At 41.5% G+C, this 20,892-nt stretch carries 24 protein-coding genes; 5 read left to right on the plus strand and 19 right to left on the minus strand.

Annotation, left to right across the window (positions count from 1 at the left end; all coding sequences use genetic code 11):
• Positions 1 to 105: 105 nt before the first annotated feature.
• The 8 genes from ACZF99_RS19340 to ACZF99_RS19375 form a co-directional block, all read right to left on the minus strand.
• The gene (locus tag ACZF99_RS19340; protein WP_127575695.1) at positions 106 to 306 is read right to left on the minus strand and encodes an SHOCT domain-containing protein; all 201 of its coding nucleotides are present in this window, start codon (positions 304 to 306) and stop codon (positions 106 to 108) included.
• A 186-nt stretch (positions 307 to 492) separates the two neighbouring features.
• Positions 493 to 1,716, minus strand: coding sequence for a murein hydrolase activator EnvC family protein (locus tag ACZF99_RS19345; RefSeq protein ID WP_275693633.1), 1,224 nt, complete (start codon positions 1,714 to 1,716; stop codon positions 493 to 495).
• A 118-nt stretch (positions 1,717 to 1,834) separates the two neighbouring features.
• A complete protein-coding gene (locus ACZF99_RS19350; protein ID WP_127575648.1) occupies positions 1,835 to 2,302 on the minus strand; it encodes a MarR family winged helix-turn-helix transcriptional regulator in 468 nt (155 codons plus the stop codon).
• Positions 2,303 to 2,460: 158 nt separating this feature from the next.
• Positions 2,461 to 3,840: a sensor histidine kinase gene (locus tag ACZF99_RS19355; RefSeq protein WP_178020418.1), complete on the minus strand. Its 1,380-nt coding sequence runs from the start codon at positions 3,838 to 3,840 to the stop codon at positions 2,461 to 2,463.
• A 4-nt stretch (positions 3,841 to 3,844) separates the two neighbouring features.
• Positions 3,845 to 4,522 (minus strand): response regulator transcription factor, encoded by a 678-nt coding sequence (locus ACZF99_RS19360; RefSeq protein WP_323077419.1) that lies wholly within the window; start codon positions 4,520 to 4,522, stop codon positions 3,845 to 3,847.
• A 62-nt stretch (positions 4,523 to 4,584) separates the two neighbouring features.
• Positions 4,585 to 4,980 (minus strand): cupredoxin domain-containing protein, encoded by a 396-nt coding sequence (locus tag ACZF99_RS19365; protein WP_240267645.1) that lies wholly within the window; start codon positions 4,978 to 4,980, stop codon positions 4,585 to 4,587.
• Positions 4,981 to 5,184: 204 nt separating this feature from the next.
• Positions 5,185 to 5,382 (minus strand): heavy-metal-associated domain-containing protein, encoded by a 198-nt coding sequence (locus ACZF99_RS19370; protein ID WP_036644998.1) that lies wholly within the window; start codon positions 5,380 to 5,382, stop codon positions 5,185 to 5,187.
• A 43-nt stretch (positions 5,383 to 5,425) separates the two neighbouring features.
• Positions 5,426 to 7,834: a heavy metal translocating P-type ATPase gene (locus ACZF99_RS19375; protein ID WP_240267646.1), complete on the minus strand. Its 2,409-nt coding sequence runs from the start codon at positions 7,832 to 7,834 to the stop codon at positions 5,426 to 5,428.
• A gap of 183 nt (positions 7,835 to 8,017) precedes the next feature.
• On the opposite strand from ACZF99_RS19375, the gene ACZF99_RS19380 reads away from it, so the two are divergent.
• Entirely contained in the window at positions 8,018 to 9,268 is a 1,251-nt protein-coding gene (locus ACZF99_RS19380) for a hypothetical protein (protein WP_323077422.1), read from the plus strand.
• A 289-nt stretch (positions 9,269 to 9,557) separates the two neighbouring features.
• Here the strand turns inward: ACZF99_RS19380 and ACZF99_RS19385 are convergent, their stop codons facing one another.
• Positions 9,558 to 11,519, minus strand: a complete 1,962-nt coding sequence (locus ACZF99_RS19385) for a spermine/spermidine synthase domain-containing protein (RefSeq protein ID WP_483606651.1) — start codon at positions 11,517 to 11,519, stop codon at positions 9,558 to 9,560.
• Between the two features lie 37 nt (positions 11,520 to 11,556).
• Positions 11,557 to 11,883: a metal-sensitive transcriptional regulator gene (locus tag ACZF99_RS19390; RefSeq protein WP_127575697.1), complete on the minus strand. Its 327-nt coding sequence runs from the start codon at positions 11,881 to 11,883 to the stop codon at positions 11,557 to 11,559.
• Between the two features lie 154 nt (positions 11,884 to 12,037).
• On the opposite strand from ACZF99_RS19390, the gene ACZF99_RS19395 reads away from it, so the two are divergent.
• Positions 12,038 to 12,556, plus strand: a complete 519-nt coding sequence (locus ACZF99_RS19395; RefSeq protein ID WP_323077424.1) for a hypothetical protein — start codon at positions 12,038 to 12,040, stop codon at positions 12,554 to 12,556.
• Between the two features lie 66 nt (positions 12,557 to 12,622).
• On the opposite strand, the gene ACZF99_RS19400 is transcribed toward ACZF99_RS19395, so the two are convergent.
• Positions 12,623 to 12,952, minus strand: a complete 330-nt coding sequence (locus ACZF99_RS19400) for a four-helix bundle copper-binding protein (RefSeq protein ID WP_127575656.1) — start codon at positions 12,950 to 12,952, stop codon at positions 12,623 to 12,625.
• A 183-nt stretch (positions 12,953 to 13,135) separates the two neighbouring features.
• Between ACZF99_RS19400 and ACZF99_RS19405 the strand changes: the two genes are divergently transcribed.
• From ACZF99_RS19405 to ACZF99_RS19415, 3 genes are all read left to right on the plus strand, one after another.
• Positions 13,136 to 13,558 carry a NusG domain II-containing protein gene (locus tag ACZF99_RS19405; RefSeq protein WP_127575657.1) on the plus strand — a complete coding sequence of 141 codons (423 nt, stop codon included), beginning with the start codon at positions 13,136 to 13,138 and terminating at the stop codon, positions 13,556 to 13,558.
• A gap of 29 nt (positions 13,559 to 13,587) precedes the next feature.
• A complete protein-coding gene (locus ACZF99_RS19410) occupies positions 13,588 to 14,022 on the plus strand; it encodes a hypothetical protein (protein ID WP_172200683.1) in 435 nt (144 codons plus the stop codon).
• A 62-nt stretch (positions 14,023 to 14,084) separates the two neighbouring features.
• The gene (locus ACZF99_RS19415) at positions 14,085 to 14,537 is read left to right on the plus strand and encodes a putative iron-sulfur cluster-binding metallochaperone (RefSeq protein ID WP_127575659.1); all 453 of its coding nucleotides are present in this window, start codon (positions 14,085 to 14,087) and stop codon (positions 14,535 to 14,537) included.
• 84 nt (positions 14,538 to 14,621) lie between these two features.
• Here the strand turns inward: ACZF99_RS19415 and ACZF99_RS19420 are convergent, their stop codons facing one another.
• The 8 genes from ACZF99_RS19420 to lgt all read right to left on the minus strand — a co-directional run bounded on the left by ACZF99_RS19420 (position 14,622) and on the right by lgt (position 20,891).
• Positions 14,622 to 15,989 (minus strand): sensor histidine kinase, encoded by a 1,368-nt coding sequence (locus ACZF99_RS19420; protein WP_127575660.1) that lies wholly within the window; start codon positions 15,987 to 15,989, stop codon positions 14,622 to 14,624.
• Positions 15,982 to 16,689 (minus strand): response regulator transcription factor, encoded by a 708-nt coding sequence (locus tag ACZF99_RS19425; protein ID WP_127575661.1) that lies wholly within the window; start codon positions 16,687 to 16,689, stop codon positions 15,982 to 15,984. The genes ACZF99_RS19420 and ACZF99_RS19425 overlap by 8 nt, the downstream gene beginning before the upstream one ends.
• Before the next feature lie 64 nt (positions 16,690 to 16,753).
• Positions 16,754 to 17,035, minus strand: coding sequence for an FAD/FMN-containing dehydrogenase (locus tag ACZF99_RS19430; protein ID WP_323077425.1), 282 nt, complete (start codon positions 17,033 to 17,035; stop codon positions 16,754 to 16,756).
• Between the two features lie 79 nt (positions 17,036 to 17,114).
• Entirely contained in the window at positions 17,115 to 17,660 is a 546-nt protein-coding gene (locus ACZF99_RS19435; protein ID WP_308193141.1) for a class I SAM-dependent methyltransferase, read from the minus strand.
• A gap of 106 nt (positions 17,661 to 17,766) precedes the next feature.
• Positions 17,767 to 17,964, minus strand: coding sequence for a hypothetical protein (locus ACZF99_RS19440; protein ID WP_036644990.1), 198 nt, complete (start codon positions 17,962 to 17,964; stop codon positions 17,767 to 17,769).
• Positions 17,961 to 19,370: a sensor histidine kinase gene (locus ACZF99_RS19445; RefSeq protein ID WP_009224861.1), complete on the minus strand. Its 1,410-nt coding sequence runs from the start codon at positions 19,368 to 19,370 to the stop codon at positions 17,961 to 17,963. Before ACZF99_RS19445 ends, ACZF99_RS19440 begins: the two co-directional genes overlap by 4 nt.
• Complete coding sequence (locus tag ACZF99_RS19450) at positions 19,357 to 20,103, minus strand: response regulator transcription factor (RefSeq protein WP_009224860.1); 747 nt, start codon at positions 20,101 to 20,103, stop codon at positions 19,357 to 19,359. Before ACZF99_RS19450 ends, ACZF99_RS19445 begins: the two co-directional genes overlap by 14 nt.
• A gap of 2 nt (positions 20,104 to 20,105) precedes the next feature.
• Complete coding sequence (lgt, locus tag ACZF99_RS19455) at positions 20,106 to 20,891, minus strand: prolipoprotein diacylglyceryl transferase (RefSeq protein ID WP_009224859.1); 786 nt, start codon at positions 20,889 to 20,891, stop codon at positions 20,106 to 20,108.
• Position 20,892 lies beyond the last annotated feature (1 nt).

A 20,892-nucleotide genomic window follows, 5' to 3' on the forward strand; every position in this document is an offset into this window, starting at 1 on the left:
GCTGCCACCTGGGGAGCTGACATAACCCGTAATGTCACTACTATAACGTTTCAGTTGCTAATGCCTTATAGGTGTTTCAAGCTGAGCATGTACCTTTATCAGCCCCTACTTAATATTCCGACCTTGGTTGTTCAATAATTCACGTTTATGAATAAATTCTTCATCATTGATTTCGCCTTTGGCATAACGTTCTTTTACAATCTTAAGGGGACCGTCTTCAACTCTATATTTCCTTATGAGTAATCGTGTTACTACATAAATTGTTGCGCCAACAGCAATGATTAGAATAAGTAACCAGATTCCCATGATAGTGCACATTAAGACCATTACGGAACCATTCATCATCATACATACCTCCCGATATTAGAATCTTCATTTTTTTAAACCGAATATTCCTTGAGATCGCCTAAACAAAAAACAGTAGCCTCGCAAGGCTACCGCTAGCGTCCTCAATCCTTATGAAGGTCTGTTTTTGACTTAATAAGCGACTTTCTAGTTTAAATAAGGTAACGGATCCACTGGTTTCCCGTCAATTCGCACCTCAAAATGCAAGTTATTCCCCGTTGCAGTTCCTGTACTTCCGACCTCAGCAATTTTTTGTCCTCGTTTTACCGTGTCCCCTTTTTTCACTTTAATTCCATTATTGCGAATATGGGCGTAAAGCGTCCAAACGCTGTCTCCATGGTCGACAATAACCGTGTTGCCATAACCACTCCACCATTCTGCAACAATGACAACGCCACTTTCGGCAGCCTGAATTTCCGTTCCCTGAGGGGCTGCATAGTCAACACCTTTGTGCATTTTAACTTCCCCGGTGACCGGATGTACTCGAGTTCCGTACTTTGAAGATAAACGAGCCCCCGGAATCGGTAGGGACATGGCTCCCGAACCACTTTTCACTTTTTCTGATGAAAAATTAGAGTTTGTACTTTTATATGTGTAAACTTGCTCCGACTTCAGCTTGTTTTTTTCTTTTTCAAGTATTGCTCTTTTTGTAGCGAGTTCGATCAATAAAGTCTCCTGCTCTTCCGAAATATCTTCAGATTCTTCAATCTCCTCGCTGTATCGGGCAATCAGTTGCTGCTTCTCATCCTCTTTATTTTCCAAAACGCTTTTCCGCGACTCCGCTTCAACATACAAGGTCTTTATTTCCTCATAATCCTCCTTCAATTTCCGTTGCTGCTCTAATAGAAGCTCCTTGTCCTTATTATATTCATCTAATAACATTCGATCCTGATTGGCTATAGCTTGCAATACTTCGGCACGTTCTAAAAAGTCAATAAAACTTGTCGAGGACAACAATACGTCCAAGTAAGAAACATTTCCGTCTGTATACATCAACCGTATTCGAGAATCCAGCCATTTGGAGCGCTCCTTGACTCTTTGCTTGGTTTTGTCCAACTTTTCGTTAGTCTGGAGTAATTCTGCCTCTGCTTGCTCAGTATCAATGGCGATTTTAGTCAATTCTTCGCTTACGGAGTCGATCTCAATCAATATTTGTTTGATATAGTTTTTATTTTTATTGACATAATGCTCGGCTTCCTGTTGCTGTTTTTCTGCAGCTTTTTGCTTTTGCTCAGCTATTTTCGCCCGTTCTTGAAGTTGTTTCAGTTCGTTGTCTAATTGGCTAACGGTTTTGGCATAAATATGATCCAAAGGGCGGAATAAGAATGTGATTAAAATCACAAATACGGTCGCAGATAACCATTTTCTCAAGTTCAACTACACTTCCCCATTTTCTTATGTTTTTTATTTCTCATTTCATATTAGTATTGTAATTAAGAAATATAGAGAAAGAATGTAGAAAGTACGAAGAAATAACTTATTATTGAAGCTACTCATTCAAAAATTCTATTAGCTTTTTTACGCCCTTTTCAAACGACTTAAGCTCATTTTCATTAAGCTCATCTCGAATCCATTGGTCAAATGGCTTAACAAAAAATTCCTCATTGGCAAAATATACTGATTCTCCTTTATCGGTTAAAATTACAGTCACCTTATTAGAACCACGCATTAGGAAACGCTGAACTAAACCTTTGTTCTCCATTCGATCAATGATCTGAGTAATAGCTCCATTCGTTACACCAATTCGGTTAGCTAATTGTCCCATAATCATTCCTCTGCCAGTACCGATAGTTTGAATGACATGGATTTCACTGGGAGTGAAAGAACCGATCGAACCCAAATTTCGCGGTTGTCGTTCGCGCAGCCGGATTTGATGGAGTAATCGTGTAAATAGAAAGCTGGTTGTCGTTCCAGGTAGTCCTTTCCCCAAGGCCAAAGTATCCGAACTTTTGCTCATTTTTTCTCACTCCTTAATGAATTTTCATATCTTTTTACTTTCTAGCAATAGATTACTAGAAATAACTAAGATAACCCTGAGATTATCCTTAGAATTTGATAAGAATTTTCTCACGAACTAATGCTCTATCCAAAATACAGATAGAGCATTAGTTACTTTCAAGTTATGATTTTGGGTAAACAGACTTTGAATAGACTTCCTTGGCCTGGTGAGCTTGTCACCTTGATAGAACCATCATGGATATCAACGATACTCTTCGCAAGTGCTAAGCCCAAGCCTGTACCTTCGGATGTGTACATTCTTGCCGGTTTGCTTCGGTAAAAGCGGTCAAATATATGGGGGATATCATCCGGCTCGATCCCAATACCTGTATCGTCAATCTCAACACCACAATAATCTGAATCCTGAAAAATCGATAGGGTAATTTGCCCGCTTTCCGGCGTATATCTTATCGCATTTTCAAGTAATATAAGGATCAATTGTTTGAGGAGATCTTCATTGCCCCAAGTCATTACTGAGGGTTGATATTTAAAAGTGATTTCCACTTTAGGATTCGAGGATAGAATTCGTGATTCCAATTCCTTTAAAATATTGGATACATCAACGATTCTTTTTTGAATCTCATGTCCGGCATCCGCCCGAGCCAGAGATAGCAAATCGCCTACAAGCTTTGACATCCGTTTAGCTTCTTTAGATACGTCGCTCAAAATATCGGCTTTTTCTTCTGAAGGAATATTCGCATTCTTCTGCAGAATATCCAAATTTCCGCGTATCGCTGTCAAAGGAGCCCTAAGCTCATGCGATGCGTAAGAAATAAATCTACGTTGGCCGACAAACGCTTTTTCCAAACTATCTAACATTTCATTAAAAGTTTCCGCCAGGTGGCCTAACTCATCTTTGGCCCCCGAATATACAACCCTTTGGTTAAAACTTTGTGATTCCGTTATAGCCTGCGCCGTTTGGCTAATGATCTCTACTCCACTTAATGATTTGCGGGCCATGAACCAACTGGCGATGGCTGCCAGAAGTAATCCTGTAAACGTTACGCCAAAGATTGACCACCCCAAACGTACCAAGGAGGCATCAACTTGCTGTAGAGAAACCTCAGCTTGTATATAGCCGACAATATTTTGCCGATAGCGTATCGGCGTCACCATCACACGGAAACGATTATTTTCTTGATCTGTATAAGTTAGCAAACGATCTTGCGTCTTGTTGAAATCCGTGAATGGAGTATCTGGAGCTCGATAAGGATTGGCGCTCTTCGCAATATTTTTTCCTGTTCGGTCCCTAACGATGACATAAACGCCATTTAAAGAAAACTCCTCGAAGGAAAAATTCGCTTCGGTTAAAGGGGTTCCTTCAACTAATCCTTTCTCCAGTTCCTCCCGAATATGCAAGGACACACTGGTAAGCAAACGATCCTGGTCTCTATAATATGAAGCGTGATGCATAAAAAAGATGGATGATGTAATTCCGATCAACAATATTCCAAAAATAAGGGTACTCCAGAGGGTTAAGCGCATTCTTATCGGCATCGCATTATTCCCTCAATACATAACCGGCGCCTCTGACAGTATGAATAAGGCGAGGTTCATTCTGCGCTTCCAGCTTACTCCGCAAATAGCCTACATATACCTCCAAAACGTTTGACTCCCCTCGAAAATCGAATCCCCATACTCTTTCCATAAGCAGCTCCCGGGTCAAAACTTGCTGAGGATGTTTCATGAAAAAACAGAGGAGATTAAACTCGGTTGTGGAAAATTCAATCGTACGCGATCCTCGAAATGCCTGACGCGTTGAAAGATCGAGTACCAGATCAGAAAAGATCAGTTTTTCGTCTTCCTTCTTCTGATGATCAAGTCGCCGTAACAAAGCTTTAACCCTTGCAACTAACTCTTCAAACGCAAAAGGTTTAACCAAATAATCGTCAGCGCCTGTCTCAAGGCCATGGACCCGATCTGCAATGGAATCCATACCGGTAACCATAAGAATTGGAATGCCCGCATCTTTCCGTAACCTTTTGCAAACTTCCAACCCATCAAGATCAGGCATCATGATATCCAGAATGATTAAATCCGGCTCATCTTCCAGCACCAAATTAAGGCCTTCTTTCCCTCCGTTCGCAACAGTGACCTCGTATCCTTCATATGTAAATCCCCTTCGAATCATGGTGGATATCGTCTTATCGTCATCTATTATAAGAATTTTGGCACCCACTAACGTTTCACCTCTCCACTGCCCCATGACTGCCTGCATTATTTATTGTAGGCCGAAGGTTTTTATTTATACTTTTCTGTTGTGTCTCGAACAACCATTGTCCCTTGGTACCTTCCCATTTGGCTAGTAAACCGGTAGCTCCCTGCTTCATTAGGAAACAGCTCAACTATGGCCTTTTGTCCGTACGGCAGCACGATACTTTTATGATAATGAGGGAACATGACCAATTCTGAATAAGCCGTCTTTTCCTCCCTGATAAATTCCATGCGGACAGGTTTACCACGTTGTACAACAATCGTATTCGGCATGTACTTTCCATTCACGCGGATCTTTACTTCTTGATAACCTGATGGGCTGAGAATAATGTGGTGTTTCTTTTTTTTCCTAAATAAGAAACCGATACTCCCGACAATAAACAGTAGAATTAATAAAGTACCTCCCCATTGATAAATGCTCATGGAGTTCCCCGCTTTCAAAAATTTCATCTTTATGCCAGTTATTATAATCAACAAAGATAAGTTTGTTATGAGATTAACCTGAGAAATAAATAAGAAGTAATTTCGGCTCAAGCCAACCTACCATGATATCACTACCGCAAAAAACAAGCACTCAATTGAGTGCTTGTTCGTAACTGGCATTCAAAGAAATATTGAACTAATCATTTAATTTACTTTATAGCCTGTCTTGTTAATGGCTTCTTTAATCTCATCCAAAGAAACTTTATTATCGTCGAACTCAACTGCAACGGATTTGGAAGCTAAATCAACTTCACACGATGCACCAACATTCTCTACTGATGTTTCCACCTTTTTAGCGCAGCCTCCACAGTGCATACCTTCAACGATTAAATTTGCTTTCATGTTTGTTACCTCCATATTTTGATTTCGTTTTTGAATTCACTTTTTATAATTTTACTCTTTGCAGACGAAGCGAATTAAGCACGACGGATACAGAACTAAAGGCCATCGCTGCCCCCGCAAGCCATGGGGCTAAGAACCCCAGAGCCGCAATCGGAATTCCCAACGAGTTATAAGCCAAGGCCCAAAAGAAGTTTTGTCTAATATTGCTCATGGTTTTACGACTCATATAGATCGCATCCGGAATGCTGTTTAGATCTCCCCGCATTAAGGTAACATCCGCTGCTTCCATGGCCACATCGGTACCTGTACCAATAGCCATACCTATGTCCGCAGTAGCAAGAGCAGGGGCATCATTAATGCCGTCACCTACCATCGCCACTTTTTTGCCTTGAGCTTGCAGCTTCTTGACTTCTTCTGCCTTACCTTCAGGCAAAACCTCCGCTAATACGTGTTCAATACCTACTTCTTTGGCGATGGCGTTAGCCGTTCTTTGGTTATCCCCTGTAATCATGACAACTTCAATACCCAGTTGTTTTAATCTCGAGACAGCTGCTTTTGAGGTTTCTTTAATTGTATCGGCAACCGCAACCAGCCCAGCATAGGCACCATCAATGGCTACCAGCATTGCCGTCTTTCCTCCCGTCTCCAGGTCCTCCATATTGGAAATCGCCTCAGCATAAGCGATATTCCGAGAAGCTAAAAGTTTTCGGGTTCCAACCAGCAGCTCGCGGCCATCTACAATGGCACGAATTCCATGTCCGGGTATCGCTTCAAATTGCTCTGTTTCCGGAATGTTGATTCCTTTGGAAACTGCACCGTTTACGATAGCTTCGGCCAGCGGATGCTCCGACTTTTTCTCGGCAGCCGCAACCAAACGCAAGAACTCATCTTCGTTTAATGCGTCTGTTATAACATCCGTAAGCTCAGGTTTCCCTTTTGTAACCGTTCCTGTTTTATCCAGAATAATGGCATTAATTTTATGCGTCGATTCTAAATGTTCACCCCCTTTGAATAATATCCCCGCCTCAGCGGCGCGTCCGGAGCCGGCCATAATCGAGGTTGGCGTCGCCAACCCGAGGGCGCAAGGGCAGGCGATTACAAGAACGGCAATCAATTTTTCCAGCGCCTCCGCAAAATTGCCTGGCGCTACAAAGAAATACCATACTAGAAACGTTACTACAGCAATAGCTACGACGATTGGCACGAACACGCCTGAAATCCGGTCGGCCACTCTTTGAATAGGCGCCTTCGAGCCTTGGGCTTCTTCAACCACCTTAATAATTTGAGCCAGGGCAGTTTCTTTGCCAACCTTGGTGGCCTTAATCTTCAAAGAACCATTTTTATTGATTGTGGCTCCAATGACGCCTTCACCGGGATTTTTCTCAACCGGTATGCTTTCACCCGTGATCATGGACTCGTCAACCGACGAAGTGCCTTCAACAACTACTCCATCAACCGGCACCTTCTCCCCCGGTTTGACAACGATCAAGTCGCCTACGATGACCTGCTCTACGGGAAGAGATACTTCTTGACCGTCACGTATAACCAAAGCCGTCTTGGCCTGTAATCCCATTAGAGTTTTAATCGCTTCAGAAGTACGCCCCTTGGCAAGCATTTCAAACAATTTACCCAGGATGACCAAAGTGATGAGGACGGAACTTGTTTCAAAATAAAGCTCAGCCGTTCCATGATGCCCCCCCATAAACTGCCATTCAAAGGTCTTATATACGCTATAGAAATAAGCCGCTGATGTGCCAAGGGCAATTAGAACATCCATGTTAGCACTTTTATTTCTAAGCGCTTTATACGCTCCCGTATAAAACTCTTTCCCGATCCAAAATTGCACAGGAGCGGCTAATACCAATTGAACCCAAGGGTTTAAAAGAAACCCTGGAATCCACATAGAGGAAGTCCATTGGAAATGCGCGATCATTGCCCATAGCAAAGGCAAGGAAAGTGCTGCGGAGATAATTAGTTTCACTTTTTGTTTCCGGATCGCCTTGGCCCTATGGTCCTCTTGCTTTGATTCGCTTTTCGGCGTGGCCTGATAACCCAACTTCTGTACCCGTTGGATCATATCCTCCACTGTAACCTCGGATGGTGTGTATTCCACGTGAGCCGATTCCATGGCCAAATTTACGTTAGCCTTCGTTACTCCCGGTAGCTTATTAAGCCCCTTTTCGATTCGTGTAGCACATGCAGCGCATGTCATTCCCCCAATTTGGAAATCAGCCGCAGACTTCACAGTGCCATATCCAAGATCAGAAATTTTTTTTTCAAAAGCCTCAACGTCGGTTTTATCCGAATCAAAATGTATCGTTGCTTTCTCTAATGCTAAATTGACATTAGCCGATTCGACACCGTTCACTTTGTTTAATCCTTTTTCAATCCTTGTAGCACAAGCAGCACATGTCATACCTGAGATCTGCAAAGAAACCTGTTTGCTTGCCATGTCCGACCCACCTCGTTTTTTTCAAGTAACTTGCTTAATCAAAATATACCCTACAGGGGTACCCTATGTCAATGCATTATTTTGATTTTGTTGGTGTTCCTTTTATCGACATTCCTTAGTATTGCCCACTTTTGAAGAGGAGAAGTATAATGGGAGAAGTTTGTATTACCATCGGAGGGTGTTATGAAAGAATTGATTACAAAATTAGCTAATGAATATAAGCAAGATAAAGAATCCGTTTACCAAATATGGTTTCTGAATAATGAAGAAAGATTAAAAGCATTTCGCACGATTAGAAATGGGTTATTCGAAGTGATTAACGCCATAGAGAATAGAACTTTCGGAAATGATTTTAAAGGCTCGCTTTTAGAAACAGTTATTACAGCAATTTCTGAGCAAAAACAAGTATTTACTGGAGCAGCCCATGCTTTTTATTGGAAACCAAAACTTCGTATACCCGACATTTATGAAAATGAAAATAATCAGTTAGCATTCGGGCGTTTTTTGAAAGCTTGCATTTCAGCCACCAATGAAAGACAAATTCTTCAGGAGATTGTGAAACTTGATCAACTTCAAATTAAAGGACTTGGTCCTGCTGTAGCTAATATCCTTTATTTCTTGCACCCCGCTCTCTTCCCTCCATTTAATACTGCCATTGTTAATGGGTTTAACACTCTTTTTGACATGAAAATAAAGTTAGGATCCTGGAGTGCTTATTTGCAAATGAGGGAGACTATTATCTCAATAAATGAGAAATACCGAATACATTTTTCTAAGGATTTGGGAGCTATTAGTGGTCTTTTGTTTGAAATTGGCTCTGGTCGTTACATTTTTGAGCAGGATGCCGTAAAATTTGTTGCATCTTTGGAGAATGCCCAAAACGATAATTGGACTAAAAGACACCAAGAAGTAGTTCAGAACATCCTAGAAGAAAATGAACATTCTGAAATGCAAGCACATTTAGCTAAAGTTGGTTCGGCATTGGGTTATAAAGTTTGGATTGCTCAAAATGATCATAAAAGGGAGTGGAATGGTATAAAGCTTGGTGAATTTTCGATCCCTATATTGGATCTGCCCGCTATGCCAAAACAAACGGCACAAACGATCTCCCTTATCGATGTCTTATGGATAAATGAAAGAAATCAAATAGTAAGTGCGTTTGAAGTGGAGAAAAGTACATCAATTTATTCCGGAATTCTTAGACTACATGACCTCTCCATATCTATAACAAGTCATGAAAGCCGCCTATATCTTGTTGCCCCTGAAAAAAGGGAAAAGGAAATAAAGGCCCAACTATTAAGACCATCTTTCCAACAAGGAGTGCATTTCCCGATTTCTTATATCTTTTTTTCTGAACTACGTCAGAATTGTGATGCAATGTGCATGTTCGGTTCAGATTTGAGTATATTGGGAAAAATCGCCAAGACTGTGTAAAGTTGTTATACCGACTTTACTGTAGGCTGGAATATGAACAAAAGGATATATATGGCTGCTCCTATCCATATGGTGACTGTAAACCCAAAGGTTAGTGATACCGCTGCGGCAAGTAATGAGCCGACTACGGTCATGACTCCATTAACCCCCCAACTCATTGCAACTTGTTCACGTTTCAAATGAGAAAGTCCATGGGGAAAAGGCATCCCCATAAAGAAACCTAGCGGGAAAAGCAGTACGACAATTATGAACATGCGGTAAGTTTCCGGGATTTCCAAAGAATGATCGATTAACCAACCAGCGTGTTTGCCAATAAAGCTAAAAATCCAATGATTAATAATGGGGAATACCGTCTATAAATGGTTTTCCCTCGCTTTGAGCAATAACTTCCTATTCCGCCGGCTACCAAAAGAACTCCTAGAACAGTGACAAAGGATCGAGTTGGATGGCCTAATGGCAAGCTTAGTTTTTGGATAAATGTAACTTCAAGTAACATAAACCCAATAGCAATACCGGAAAAATAAATGGCTTGTCCCGAAGATAATACCCGTCTACGCAGTAAAAACGCTGCCACTAATGTGGCAATCATAATCGCAACGACAAGTCCCATAGGGAAGTGATTAGTTTTATTATAAAAGAAGGGCCTGTTGTCCCGATTAGAATTCACGTTGACATGTTGTGTGTTAAATAATGCTTGTAGTGTCCCGTATTGATCGTTTACATAAGGGATATGAATCGGAATTTGTTGAATATGTAAAGTTGAATCCAATAGCGACTGACCCATTTCTCTATCCATAGGCTGTTTCTGGAGTATAAGTAACGGCCGATTTATGACAGGCCCTTTCATGCCAACAAGAACATGGCCTAAATGCTGGTAAGTTCCCACCACAGCAATATAGTTTTTAAAAGATTTTTCATACATACCCTGCCCCTGATAATATTTCCGCGCAGCATACATCATTTTATTCAATTCCGTGTCATCATGAAGCAAGAAGGCAAGTCTGCCATCGCTATTCAGTCTATTCATATAATCCTTTAATGCTTCTTGCGTATAGATGAAGTTTTCAGTTAAAGCCAGACCAAGCCCATTTTCGGATTGCTTTTTAACCAGAGATAAATAAATGAGGTCATATTTTTTGGTGGTTTCTTTTATGTAGCTTCGCCCATCAGAAATAATCTCCTTAACGCCGTTTTGACGAAAAATATCACCTGAAAGCCCTGCTAGAGCATGAACCGCATCAAAACTCCCCTTATTAATATCGACTGCATCGATTTCTTGAAAGCCGGATATTTGAGCAGTCAATACTTCCTGACCTCCTCCTGCCCCGATAATCAATACACTTCTCTTAGGACCATGCTGAAATGCAAGTGCACCGGTTGTAGTTAGTAAGTAGTCCACTTCTTTGAGTTCTTTGGAATACTTAGAAATTGGTGACAACGCACTTCCATCAATCGTCATATAAAGCAGTTCATCTTTAGTGTCGTAAACATCCGTTCTGGAAAACGCATCCCAATGTGTATAAACAATTTCTGCATCCGGTCTCTTTGAAAAAACGGTAAATGGACTGGTTCGATATGCTTTAAATTCGATGAGGTCCAAAAAGGGATACACCAAATTAAGGCCGAGCCCCATCAAAACGATAGTGTAAACGAGCTTTGACCATCTTCCTGTTTTACGATAGCTTACAACTAAATAAACAAGAATCAATACAAATGTTATTAGAACTATAGTTTGAATAGGGTTAATTGCATTCATCAAGAATATGGCTCCCGCAGATCCTATTCCTGCAGCAACTAAATCAACAAAATATAAAATATGGACCTGATTCTTGCTGGATTGCATGGTGCCAGCCAGAATAAGCCCACCTAAAATAAAAGGCAATATGGCGCATAATGCATAAAAAACAATGCCCCGATATGGTAATGCATACATGGCCAAAACCACGAGTATCATTGAAACTGAAAATATCCCCAAAATCGAAGTGTTCATTTCAAGAAATCGTTCATTCCATTTATAAGCCAGGTAACCACCAACGCCTATCCCTAATGTAGCTAAAGAAATAATTAAAAAAACATAATTATAATCCAAAATGACAGAAAAGAATCGGGAAAGAAATATCTCGAGATAATCATTGCTAAGGAAGAGAAAAAAACTTCCGTCATATCTTGGACAATTGTTCGTGGTTGTAATCGATACATCGATCAATACTCCTCGTGAAATAGATACGATTACAGTGTGATCAATTGCCATTATTTTATTCAGTTAGATTTATTCTTCAACCAACTCATCACTTCATTAATTTGTTCACTGTCACCATAAGTTCCTTCACTACATTAGTATCTCCCTCCTGGATCCGCTCAATAACACAACTCTTCATATGATGCTCTAATAACAATTTTGCAACACCGTTTAGAGCAGATTGTACCGAAGCGATTTGGTTTAGTACATCATCACAATAGGTATCCCGATCAATCATTCCTTTTATTCCTCTAATCTGACCTTCGATCCGATTCAAACGGTTGGTTAAATCGTTTTTTGTACCCTCTGAATGATGACTTTTTCGATCTGTATTTGAGCAACAATCTTTATTGTCATTCTCCGTTGCTTGATTCATAATATTTGTCGCCGAATTCATATTGCTCACCTCCACATTATTATAAATAATATACTCCCTCCCCCTATTTATTGCAATTATATAAGTGAAGCGCATATTCTAACGGAACAAGCCATATTCATGAAGTATAATATAGACCTAGGGGGTATAAGCATTGATCTTCTTCCCAATAATTGCATTGTTTTTTCTTCTAACGGCATGGGTATATTTATTTATTATTTCTTTTCGAACTCAGTTAAGTAGTATGGCAGGCATGATGACGGCGATGGCTGTGGGAATGTCTGTCGGTTTGGGAATGGGCAGCCTTCTGACAGTCATAATTGCAGAGGACTTTTTCAAAACAACTTTGCTTAGTATGTTAGCAGGTGGCCTTACTGGTACATTTATTGGATGGCCAAAAGGTCTTATGGCGGTGATAGACGGATTATTATCCGGAGTCATGGGTGGAATGATGGGAACAATGCTTTTGGTTATGATCCCTCCATCTTCAACCCATACCATGTTGAATATTATTGCTTTGTTTACAATCGCAATCCTGTTCCTAGTCTTTATTTTGTTACAAGGTGAAATAGCCCCTGGAGATCTTAACAAAAAATCGTTCCTTCTATCTAACCCCATTTGGATGTTTACGACGATTTGTCTTTTTCTGGCTGCAGATTTTTTTATCATGTAATTCGAATAACATTCCAGACAGATCAAACCCTAAAGCCCGACAGAAACGGGTTTTAGGGTTTGATGATTATGCGGCCATTTTACGGCATGCTTCGGCACATCTAAAACATGCTTCGGCACATTGTTGGCAATGTTCTGGACCATGCTTTTTGCATTCGTTTCCGCATGCTTCACAAACATCCGCACAGATCTTACAGATCTGTTTCGCATAAGAACTGTTCATGGACATCGCTTGCGCAGAGAAGGCGCAAATATCAGCACACTCCCGATCCAATCGTATACATTCTTTCATCATCCCGATATTGTCTTCTTCTAAACAGGATGTGTAACAATGGTTACATGCCACCATGCAGCGCAGACACTCATCGATGCAATGTTGAAACTGTTCGTGAGACATTTGTAACTTTTCACCTTCCATTCCAATTAGTTGAAATACATGAGGTATTATGCTCCAGTGTAGTTTTTTTATTCAGAAATTCGATGATTAGAAATTGTTCAGGATATCACATCATTTCTACAAAGAAAACACATATTTTTCAGATACAATTTAAAGAGATATTATTTTGGGGATGACCAACAGATGAACCATAAGCTGATGAACCATAAGCTTAAAAAGGGTGATTTAATCTTAATTGTTTGCATTATACTACTGGCCACATTTATATTGGGAGCCAGATGGCTTACAAATGATGCCGTAACGAACATGAACGAGGATTATTACGCGACGATTAGAGTGGATAATAAGATCTTCAAGACGGTGAAGCTTACTGATGAACCCCAAATTATCGAAGTGAAAACAGAAAGAGGTTATGATATCCTGAAGATCCATGACAAAGGCATTGAAGTCATCGAATCCGATTGTCCGCAGAAGATTTGCTTCACTTTCGGACTGATTTCCAAACCCAAAGAAGCCATCATTTGTTTGCCATTACGAATGTTTATAGAGGTCGATGGATCAGAAAAAAATAATGCCGAAAACGAGATCGATGCTTATGTAAAATAAGCTGATCTATAAACGGGGAGTGCTTGATATTGAGAAAAAAGACGGTTTGGGCAGTAGGATCGTTATTCATCATTATTGTTGTTTTAGGAGTTGGCAGCATTTTTACGAATAGATCTTCTAATAATTCAAATTCCTTTTCCTTTGATGAAAAAACTTATGATTGGCAAAATAACGGTAAAGAAAAACGGTACATTACTCAATTACTCGAGGGTAATGTGGATACTTTATTGAAGGGCACCGTTAAAACAGATACGGATTGCGAAGCAGACGAAACTGGAATTAGCAGATGCCATAATCAAATCGAATTGGAGAATAAAAAAACAGTAACGGTTGTTAACATCCATAATATGCAAAACTTCGCCTGTTTCTCCCCTGGTGATGAGGTTGAAATTCAACCATTAACCGTGGGATGGGTGACAACCTTAAAAACAAAAGGTGCCAGCGTTCATGATTCGACAAATTAAAATGAATTAAAAGGGTCCTACCTGAACACCCCATCAAATTTACATAAGGAGTGATAAAAAAAATGGATAGTTGTTGTCAATCATCCACTGACCAGTCGACAATACCTACTCAATGCCCCGTATGTCATCAAAAGGGGAAGGGTATTCAATTGATTACACTCAAGGCTATGCTTCAACCAATTGCATTAGAAATCATCCATCCAGAATGTGATTACTTTTTTTGTATTAATTCATCTTGTGAAGTTATATATTTTTGCGAATTGCAGACCTTTGAAAGAGATATGCTAAAAGTTTCGGTATATCAAAAAGACGATTCAATGGCTGTTCCTGTTTGCTACTGTTTTGGGTGGACAAGAGAACGTATAGTACAAGCGGTTAAAGAAAACCAGCAACCAATTGACCGTATACGGGAACAAGTTCAGGCAAATCGTTGTGGATGTGAGGTTAATAATCCTCAAGGTTCTTGTTGTTTAGGCAATGTCACGACGTTTATTCGAAGTCTTGACAAAAGCTAATCTTTTGTCTTCTCATTAGCAACAATTCTTATGAAAAAAGTGGAATTTAAAGATGAGTTTCTCTTTTAAGAGACAATTCATCTTTTATTTTAACTTTTTTGGAAAGTGTAATGTAAACCTGGTGCCTTGATTGATTTTACTCTCGACATGAATACTGCCGCCGTGCGCTTCTACGATGGCCTTTACGATAGCCAAACCGATTCCGGCACCGCCTGTTTTGCGATTCCGCGATTTATCTCCACGATAGAAACGCTCGAAAATATGTGGCAGCTCATCGGACGCTATGCCCGAACCCGTATCCGAAACGGTTACGTTCACTTGATCTGCAGCTTCAAAAATTCTAACATAAATTGAACCTTCGCCAGTAAATTTATAAGCGTTATTCAACAGGTTCACAAAAACTTGAATCAGTCGTCCAGCATCGCCGGTGATAACAACAGGAGTTTCTTCCTGAATGATGAGATCGATCGGTTTCTCGCTGAACTGAGCTTTTACCGTTTTTTCGGATTCTCTGATTACCTCAAGCAGTCTAACCGGTTCTTGTTTTAGCTTGAGCATCGGATTTTCGACCGCTGACAAGTTCTCCAAATCATGAATAAGCTTTACTAACCGGATAACTTGCCCATGACAAACCTCCAATTTATCGGGCGTTGCTTCCCATACACCATCTTGAAAAGCTTCAATATGGCTTTGGATCGTGGCCAGCGGTGTGCGTAATTCATGGGCGATATCGGCCGTTAAATTTTTGCGCAACTGATCTTGTTGCTCCAGTGCATCCGCTAGATGGTTTAAAGCGAGTCCCACCTCCTCGATTTCCGTTTGACGATGCGCCAGTACAACACGGGAAGACAAGTTCCCTTCCTTCATTTGAGTAGCTATTTGTTTAATGCGTAATAAAGGCCTGCTTAGGCTATTTGACATAATTACGCTAAATATCGTTACACCGGCAATGGCTAAAATAAACGCCACCCAAAGTAACGTGTTAAACAGGTTCAAAAACTGTCGGTTTTGTATTTCAAAATTGCTTGCAAGTCCCTCAATTTCGATCCTGCCAATCTTCACATGATTCTTTGTAATCTCTCGCGTTATTACTTTCGTATTTATAGTACCTTTTTCAGTCAGTGTAGAGGCATGCATCATTCTCCCCATGGATTTCGTATCCCAGATCAAATTGCCTCCGGCGTTATAAATGCTCACGTTATAGTTCCGGAGCATAGCTTGATGGGAGATAGACATTAAAGAATCCTCAGACCATCCCCTTGAACTTTCATCATAGGATCCTTCCAAATCTTCAACAATCGTATCTGCCTCTGCCTGCTGCTGGGTTTGCGTATACCTTCCAAATGAGAAAGACATGACGAGATAAACGATGACCATGATGAGCAGCAGTGAACCGAGGCTTACGCCTAGATGCGAAATTAACAGTCTTTTACGCAGTCCTCCGCTATTCATCGGGTACCCCCTGAAATTTATAACCCACCCCATAGACCGTAATAATAAACGATGGATTTTTCGGATCATCACCGATTTTTTGGCGGATGTTCTTGATATGGACATCGATCGTGCGTTCCATGCCTTCAAAATCATCACCTTGGATCAGATTAACCAGTTCGAAACGGGTAAATGCTCTTTTAGGATGTTTGGCTAAAGTTTCAAGCAATTTGAATTCAATGGGGGTAAGCTGGACGGTTTCGCCTTTAACTATTACTTCATGCCGTTCTGAATCGATGGAGAGGCGGTTCCCACCGAAAGAAATCTTTTTTTCCTGAGTCGTATATCCGGCGGACTTCGATCTTCTTAGCAAGCTGATCACTCTGGCCATCAGTTCCCGAGGGCTGAACGGCTTGACAAGATAGTCATCAGCTCCTATCAATAGACCGTGAACAAGGTCATCTTCACTGCTTTTTGCGGTCAACATGAGGATAGGTATATCCGATTTCTTTCGAATCGTTTTGCAGACATCCTCACCCGAAAGGTCCGGAAGCATTAAGTCCAAGATGACTAAGTCAGGCTGGAGATTTTCAAAAAGCCGAAGCGCCCCATACCCCGAATCTGTTTCGTAAACCAGATAATCCTGTTTCTCCAGGTAGGCTTTAATGACGTGTAGAAGGCTTGGCTCATCATCGATAATTAAAATTTTTGTCCGTTCCATACAAATCCTTTCATTAAATAAGACAAGACCTCACGTAACTCGCGAGGCCTGTCTAAATTCGTGATTAGAAGTTCATCATATTGCTGCCCATCTGAGTATTGTTCATCATACCTTTCGCACCTGAGCCACTGCCACCATGGCAGCTATTATACATCTCCCGAATTTGTTCCTCGGAAAGATCCGGGTGCATTTGTTTGGCATGCGGCAACATTTGTTCAAAGGTGCTTTGGTTATTTACTTTACCACTGTCTTCGGTACCGTTTTCGGCTGTAGCCGCATAGACACCTGCCGTTCCAATTCCCATAACCAAAGCCATCGTTGCGATTCCAATCCATAGTTTTTTCATTAGTATCTCCTCCTTTTGAATATAATATAAACGATAAATATGAAGAACTAATTTATACATTGTGAAGAAGTTATAAAGATCAAACCATTGTATTTAAGGTTAGACTTCTGACGATTGTAGAAAACAACTGCTCGTTTTGTTCAATAGCGAGTCCCGCTTTTTCCACATTTTCCATCGTTCTTCGATTGATGTTCGCCCCAGACAACCTCACAGTGATTGGATTAAGCAGATCCATGATTTTTCCCACAACCGGGTTATCGCTACGCATATGCTCCAATAAACGAATTTGTCCTTCCGGCTTACATACACGAGCCATTTCTTTCATCCCTTGTATAGGGTCTGGAACAGAGCAAAACACGCAGGTAGCTATTACATAATCAAAGGTATGGTCCGCAAAATCCATGTGCTCTGCATCCATTTCAATCAAATCTACCTTCATGCCGAGTTCTTCAGCGCTTAGCTTGGCGTAATTCAGCATACTGGGACTAAAATCTATTCCCGTTAATGAAACGGAAGAAGGATAGTAGGGAAGATTAGCTCCCGTACCAATGCCAACCTCCAGAATATTGCCGCTTAATCCTGATAATAAGCTGCTTCTCCAAGTTTTCATCATTTTACTGTCCATTTTGTGGAACAGAGGGGCTACGCGATTGTATCGCCTTTTTATTTTTTCGGTTTGGACCTTATTCAATATTTTCACCTCGGATTTGAACTTAGGGAACCGATAGGAGTTAAGGTTTGTTTCTTTGCGTGAACCAATATACGATACCAAAGATCGTAGCTATCACAATCATCGATAAGCAAGCCTGCCCGATGGAAAGTCCCATCTGAGTAAATGACATGCCACGGAATGAGAAAGCCGATACGATTAAACATGCCAGCCCCATAGTTATGAGAACAATGACTATAACCCAATCCGCCTTCTTCATATTCGTTCCTCCTGGTGTTCAGGCACAAAGCGGATCTCAAACCTAGTTCCGTGGCCTAACTTACTAAAGACCTTGAGTTCCCCGCCTTGCAGCTCCACCAACTTTTTAGCGATTGGCAAACCGAGCCCTGTACCACCATATTGCCGTGAGCGGGACTTCTCCACACGATAAAAACGGTCAAAGATGTACGGAATCTCATCCTCAGGGATACCCATACCGGTATCTTCCACTGCTATATAAATAAAGGAGCGGTTTTGGTCCAGTTCAACGACGATGCTGCCCTTCTCCGTATAGCGTACAGCATTTTCCAACAAGTTAAGAAGAACCTGCTCCGTTCTCAAACCGTCACCGTAAATCAATGGAATGTTGCTGTTGATCTTCGTTTGGAGAGATAAGTTCTTCTCGCCGGCTTTAAGCTTAATTTTTTGAACCGCGTTATCCGTAATTTCCGCTAAGTCAATCCACTCCAGCGACAGGCTGACTTTTCCTTCTTCCATCTTAGCCAAATCGAATAGATCATCAACGAGGTGCTGTAAACGCATGGCCTCTTCATGAATAATATCTAAATATTTATCCTTCTCCTCCTCTGTTTCATATAGACGCTTCTTGAGGACTTGTGCATATCCTTCCAAGTACGTGATCGGAGTTCGCAGCTCATGAGATATATTCGCAAAAAATTCCTGCCGGGTATCCCTATATCGCTGTAGCTCGATGGCCAGATGATTGATGGAATCCGCCAAAACACCAATTTCATCATCTCGCTGAATCGTTAATCGAGTTTCCAGCTCACCCGCGGCAATTTTCCGGGTTGCCGCTTGCATTTGCAGCATGGGTCGGGATAGGATTTTGGCGATGATCCAGGTGATTCCCAGTGCCAGTAGAAATGCCCCTAGGCCTGACAGTACCAATACGCTACGAACGGCCGTGATGGATTCATCCATATGCCCGGTTGAAGAAAGGACATAAACCGCGGCTTTAATATTTACCCCCGTGGCATCCAATACGGGTCTGGCCGCCACGAAGTAACGTTCTCCATTAGCATCGGTATGTTCAAGCTTTACGGCTTTCCCGGTAAAAAGAAGCTTCAGGTCCTTGGGTTTAATGAATGTTCGGTCCGATATTTCATAGGTTCCGGAATTTGCCAATATGTCTCCTTGTTCAGAAACAAATAAAATACTGACGTTTGAAAAATCGGCAAACTTGAGCAGCGTCTCTTCGGACAACATCTCAGGCGATTGGCTCATCGCTGTGAAGTGAGTCGTGAGTTCATTTACCTCTGTTCTCATTTCCGAGTTATAGAAATTCGTGAACATTCGATCAATCGTCAATCCTAAAGAGAGAATCACGACAACAAAAGCGACGAGAATCATCAAACCAAGCCTGAAGCCAATTTTATTCCTTCTCATTGGAAGTACCCGCTCCGTTGAACTTATACCCTACTCCCCACACCGTTTGAATCGGATTATAGCCAAGCCCTGCCTTTTGAGTCTTTTCCCGAATATTTTTGATATGAGTATCTACGACGCGAACTTCTCCCTCGTATTCGTCTCCCCAGATTAGATTCACCAACTCTTCGCGGCTGAACGCACGTTGTTCGCTTTTCGCGAGCGAGATGAATAAATCAAACTCTTTCTGTGTGAATTCAACGGAATGGTCATGGATAATAACTTCTCTACCTTCCGGTAATATTCTCAGATGGGGAAACTCTAACGCAGCCTCTTGCCGCCTGATGGATTGTGTAATCGCCGAACGGCGGATTAAGGAATAGACCCGGGCAAGCAATTCCTCAGGTTCAAATGGCTTGGTCAAATAATCGTCCGCGCCGATGCCAAGCCCGTACACTTTATCTTTCGTCTCCGAACGCGCGGTGAGCATCAAAATAGCTACATGATCCTTCTCCCGGATCTTTTTGCATACTTGCCACCCGTCCATATCCGGCAGCATAAGGTCCAGCAGAATAATGTCGAAATGATGGTTAGCCGCCATTTCCAAGGCTTCATTGCCGTTTGTAGCTTCCTTGACCTCGAACCCTTCTCGCGTTAAATAAATCCGCAAGAGATTGCGCATATTCCATTCATCATCTACAACAAGAACCTGTAGTTTTGGCACGCCGCCACCCGCCTTTACCGATTGACTCATTTTTACATAGTGATTACCTTTGTCTCTTGGTTGCGCTTAAAGAAGAAATACACCATCAAGGCCATAGAGATCAGGAAGATACTCATACTGGTCCATTGTCCGGCAGTCCAATCCAAGGCGTACCGTGGTGAATCCCCACGAAGGAATTCCAAAGAAAACCGGACCAGTGCATACATCATATTATAACTTAAAAACAGCACCCCTACGGGAAGCTTGATATTCTTCATGGCTATGAGAACTCCAAATACGATCAAATCGAGCTGACCCTCCCAAACTTCGGCCGGCCATAGCGGAACGGAACCATACCGTTCAAAAGCGATGGTACCTTCAGGGTAAACAACCCCAAAGCCTGTCCCAGTCGGAGCTCCAAACGCATCACCATTTAGGAAGCAGGCAATCCGGCCTACGGCCTGACCTAATATGATGGCAGGAGCCACAATATCGGCGAGTTCCCAAAACGAAATTTTATTTTTCCAGGTATAAACAGCCGTTGTCAGGAATCCGCCAACCAATGCTCCCTGTATGGCGATTCCGCCATTCCAGATGGCAAAAATCTCAGATAAATGGTTCGAGTAGTATCCCCATTGAAAAAAGAACACATGCCATATTCTGGCTCCTAGAATGGCACCAAGAAGTACATAGAACACCAGATTAAAGATATGTTTTTGATATTGCGTCCCTCTAGCTAAATAATACGCCATGCCCACGGCAAGCAATACAGCCAAACCCACTACGACGCCATAGGATCTAAGGGAGAATCCCCCGATTTCAAATAAAATTACTCTCACG

This window comes from Paenibacillus sp. JL3B1040, assembly GCF_057063165.1.

Bases quoted from the DNA above. Each gene is read 5' to 3' on its own strand.
- ACZF99_RS19340 (WP_127575695.1), bottom strand. From the start codon at position 306: ATGGGAATCTGGTTACTTATTCTAATCATTGCTGTTGGCGCAACAATT.
- ACZF99_RS19350 (WP_127575648.1), bottom strand. From the start codon at position 2,302: ATGAGCAAAAGTTCGGATACTTTGGCCTTGGGGAAAGGACTACCTGGA.
- ACZF99_RS19355 (WP_178020418.1), bottom strand. From the start codon at position 3,840: ATGCCGATAAGAATGCGCTTAACCCTCTGGAGTACCCTTATTTTTGGA.
- ACZF99_RS19365 (WP_240267645.1), bottom strand. From the start codon at position 4,980: ATGAGCATTTATCAATGGGGAGGTACTTTATTAATTCTACTGTTTATT.
- ACZF99_RS19370 (WP_036644998.1), bottom strand. From the start codon at position 5,382: ATGAAAGCAAATTTAATCGTTGAAGGTATGCACTGTGGAGGCTGCGCT.
- ACZF99_RS19375 (WP_240267646.1), bottom strand. From the start codon at position 7,834: ATGGCAAGCAAACAGGTTTCTTTGCAGATCTCAGGTATGACATGTGCT.
- ACZF99_RS19380 (WP_323077422.1), top strand. From the start codon at position 8,018: ATGAAAGAATTGATTACAAAATTAGCTAATGAATATAAGCAAGATAAA.
- ACZF99_RS19385 (WP_483606651.1), bottom strand. From the start codon at position 11,519: ATGGCAATTGATCACACTGTAATCGTATCTATTTCACGAGGAGTATTG.
- ACZF99_RS19390 (WP_127575697.1), bottom strand. From the start codon at position 11,883: ATGAATCAAGCAACGGAGAATGACAATAAAGATTGTTGCTCAAATACA.
- ACZF99_RS19400 (WP_127575656.1), bottom strand. From the start codon at position 12,952: ATGTCTCACGAACAGTTTCAACATTGCATCGATGAGTGTCTGCGCTGC.
- ACZF99_RS19405 (WP_127575657.1), top strand. From the start codon at position 13,136: ATGAACCATAAGCTGATGAACCATAAGCTTAAAAAGGGTGATTTAATC.
- ACZF99_RS19415 (WP_127575659.1), top strand. From the start codon at position 14,085: ATGGATAGTTGTTGTCAATCATCCACTGACCAGTCGACAATACCTACT.
- ACZF99_RS19420 (WP_127575660.1), bottom strand. From the start codon at position 15,989: ATGAATAGCGGAGGACTGCGTAAAAGACTGTTAATTTCGCATCTAGGC.
- ACZF99_RS19425 (WP_127575661.1), bottom strand. From the start codon at position 16,689: ATGGAACGGACAAAAATTTTAATTATCGATGATGAGCCAAGCCTTCTA.
- ACZF99_RS19430 (WP_323077425.1), bottom strand. From the start codon at position 17,035: ATGAAAAAACTATGGATTGGAATCGCAACGATGGCTTTGGTTATGGGA.
- ACZF99_RS19435 (WP_308193141.1), bottom strand. From the start codon at position 17,660: ATGGACAGTAAAATGATGAAAACTTGGAGAAGCAGCTTATTATCAGGA.
- ACZF99_RS19440 (WP_036644990.1), bottom strand. From the start codon at position 17,964: ATGAAGAAGGCGGATTGGGTTATAGTCATTGTTCTCATAACTATGGGG.
- ACZF99_RS19445 (WP_009224861.1), bottom strand. From the start codon at position 19,370: ATGAGAAGGAATAAAATTGGCTTCAGGCTTGGTTTGATGATTCTCGTC.
- ACZF99_RS19450 (WP_009224860.1), bottom strand. From the start codon at position 20,103: ATGAGTCAATCGGTAAAGGCGGGTGGCGGCGTGCCAAAACTACAGGTT.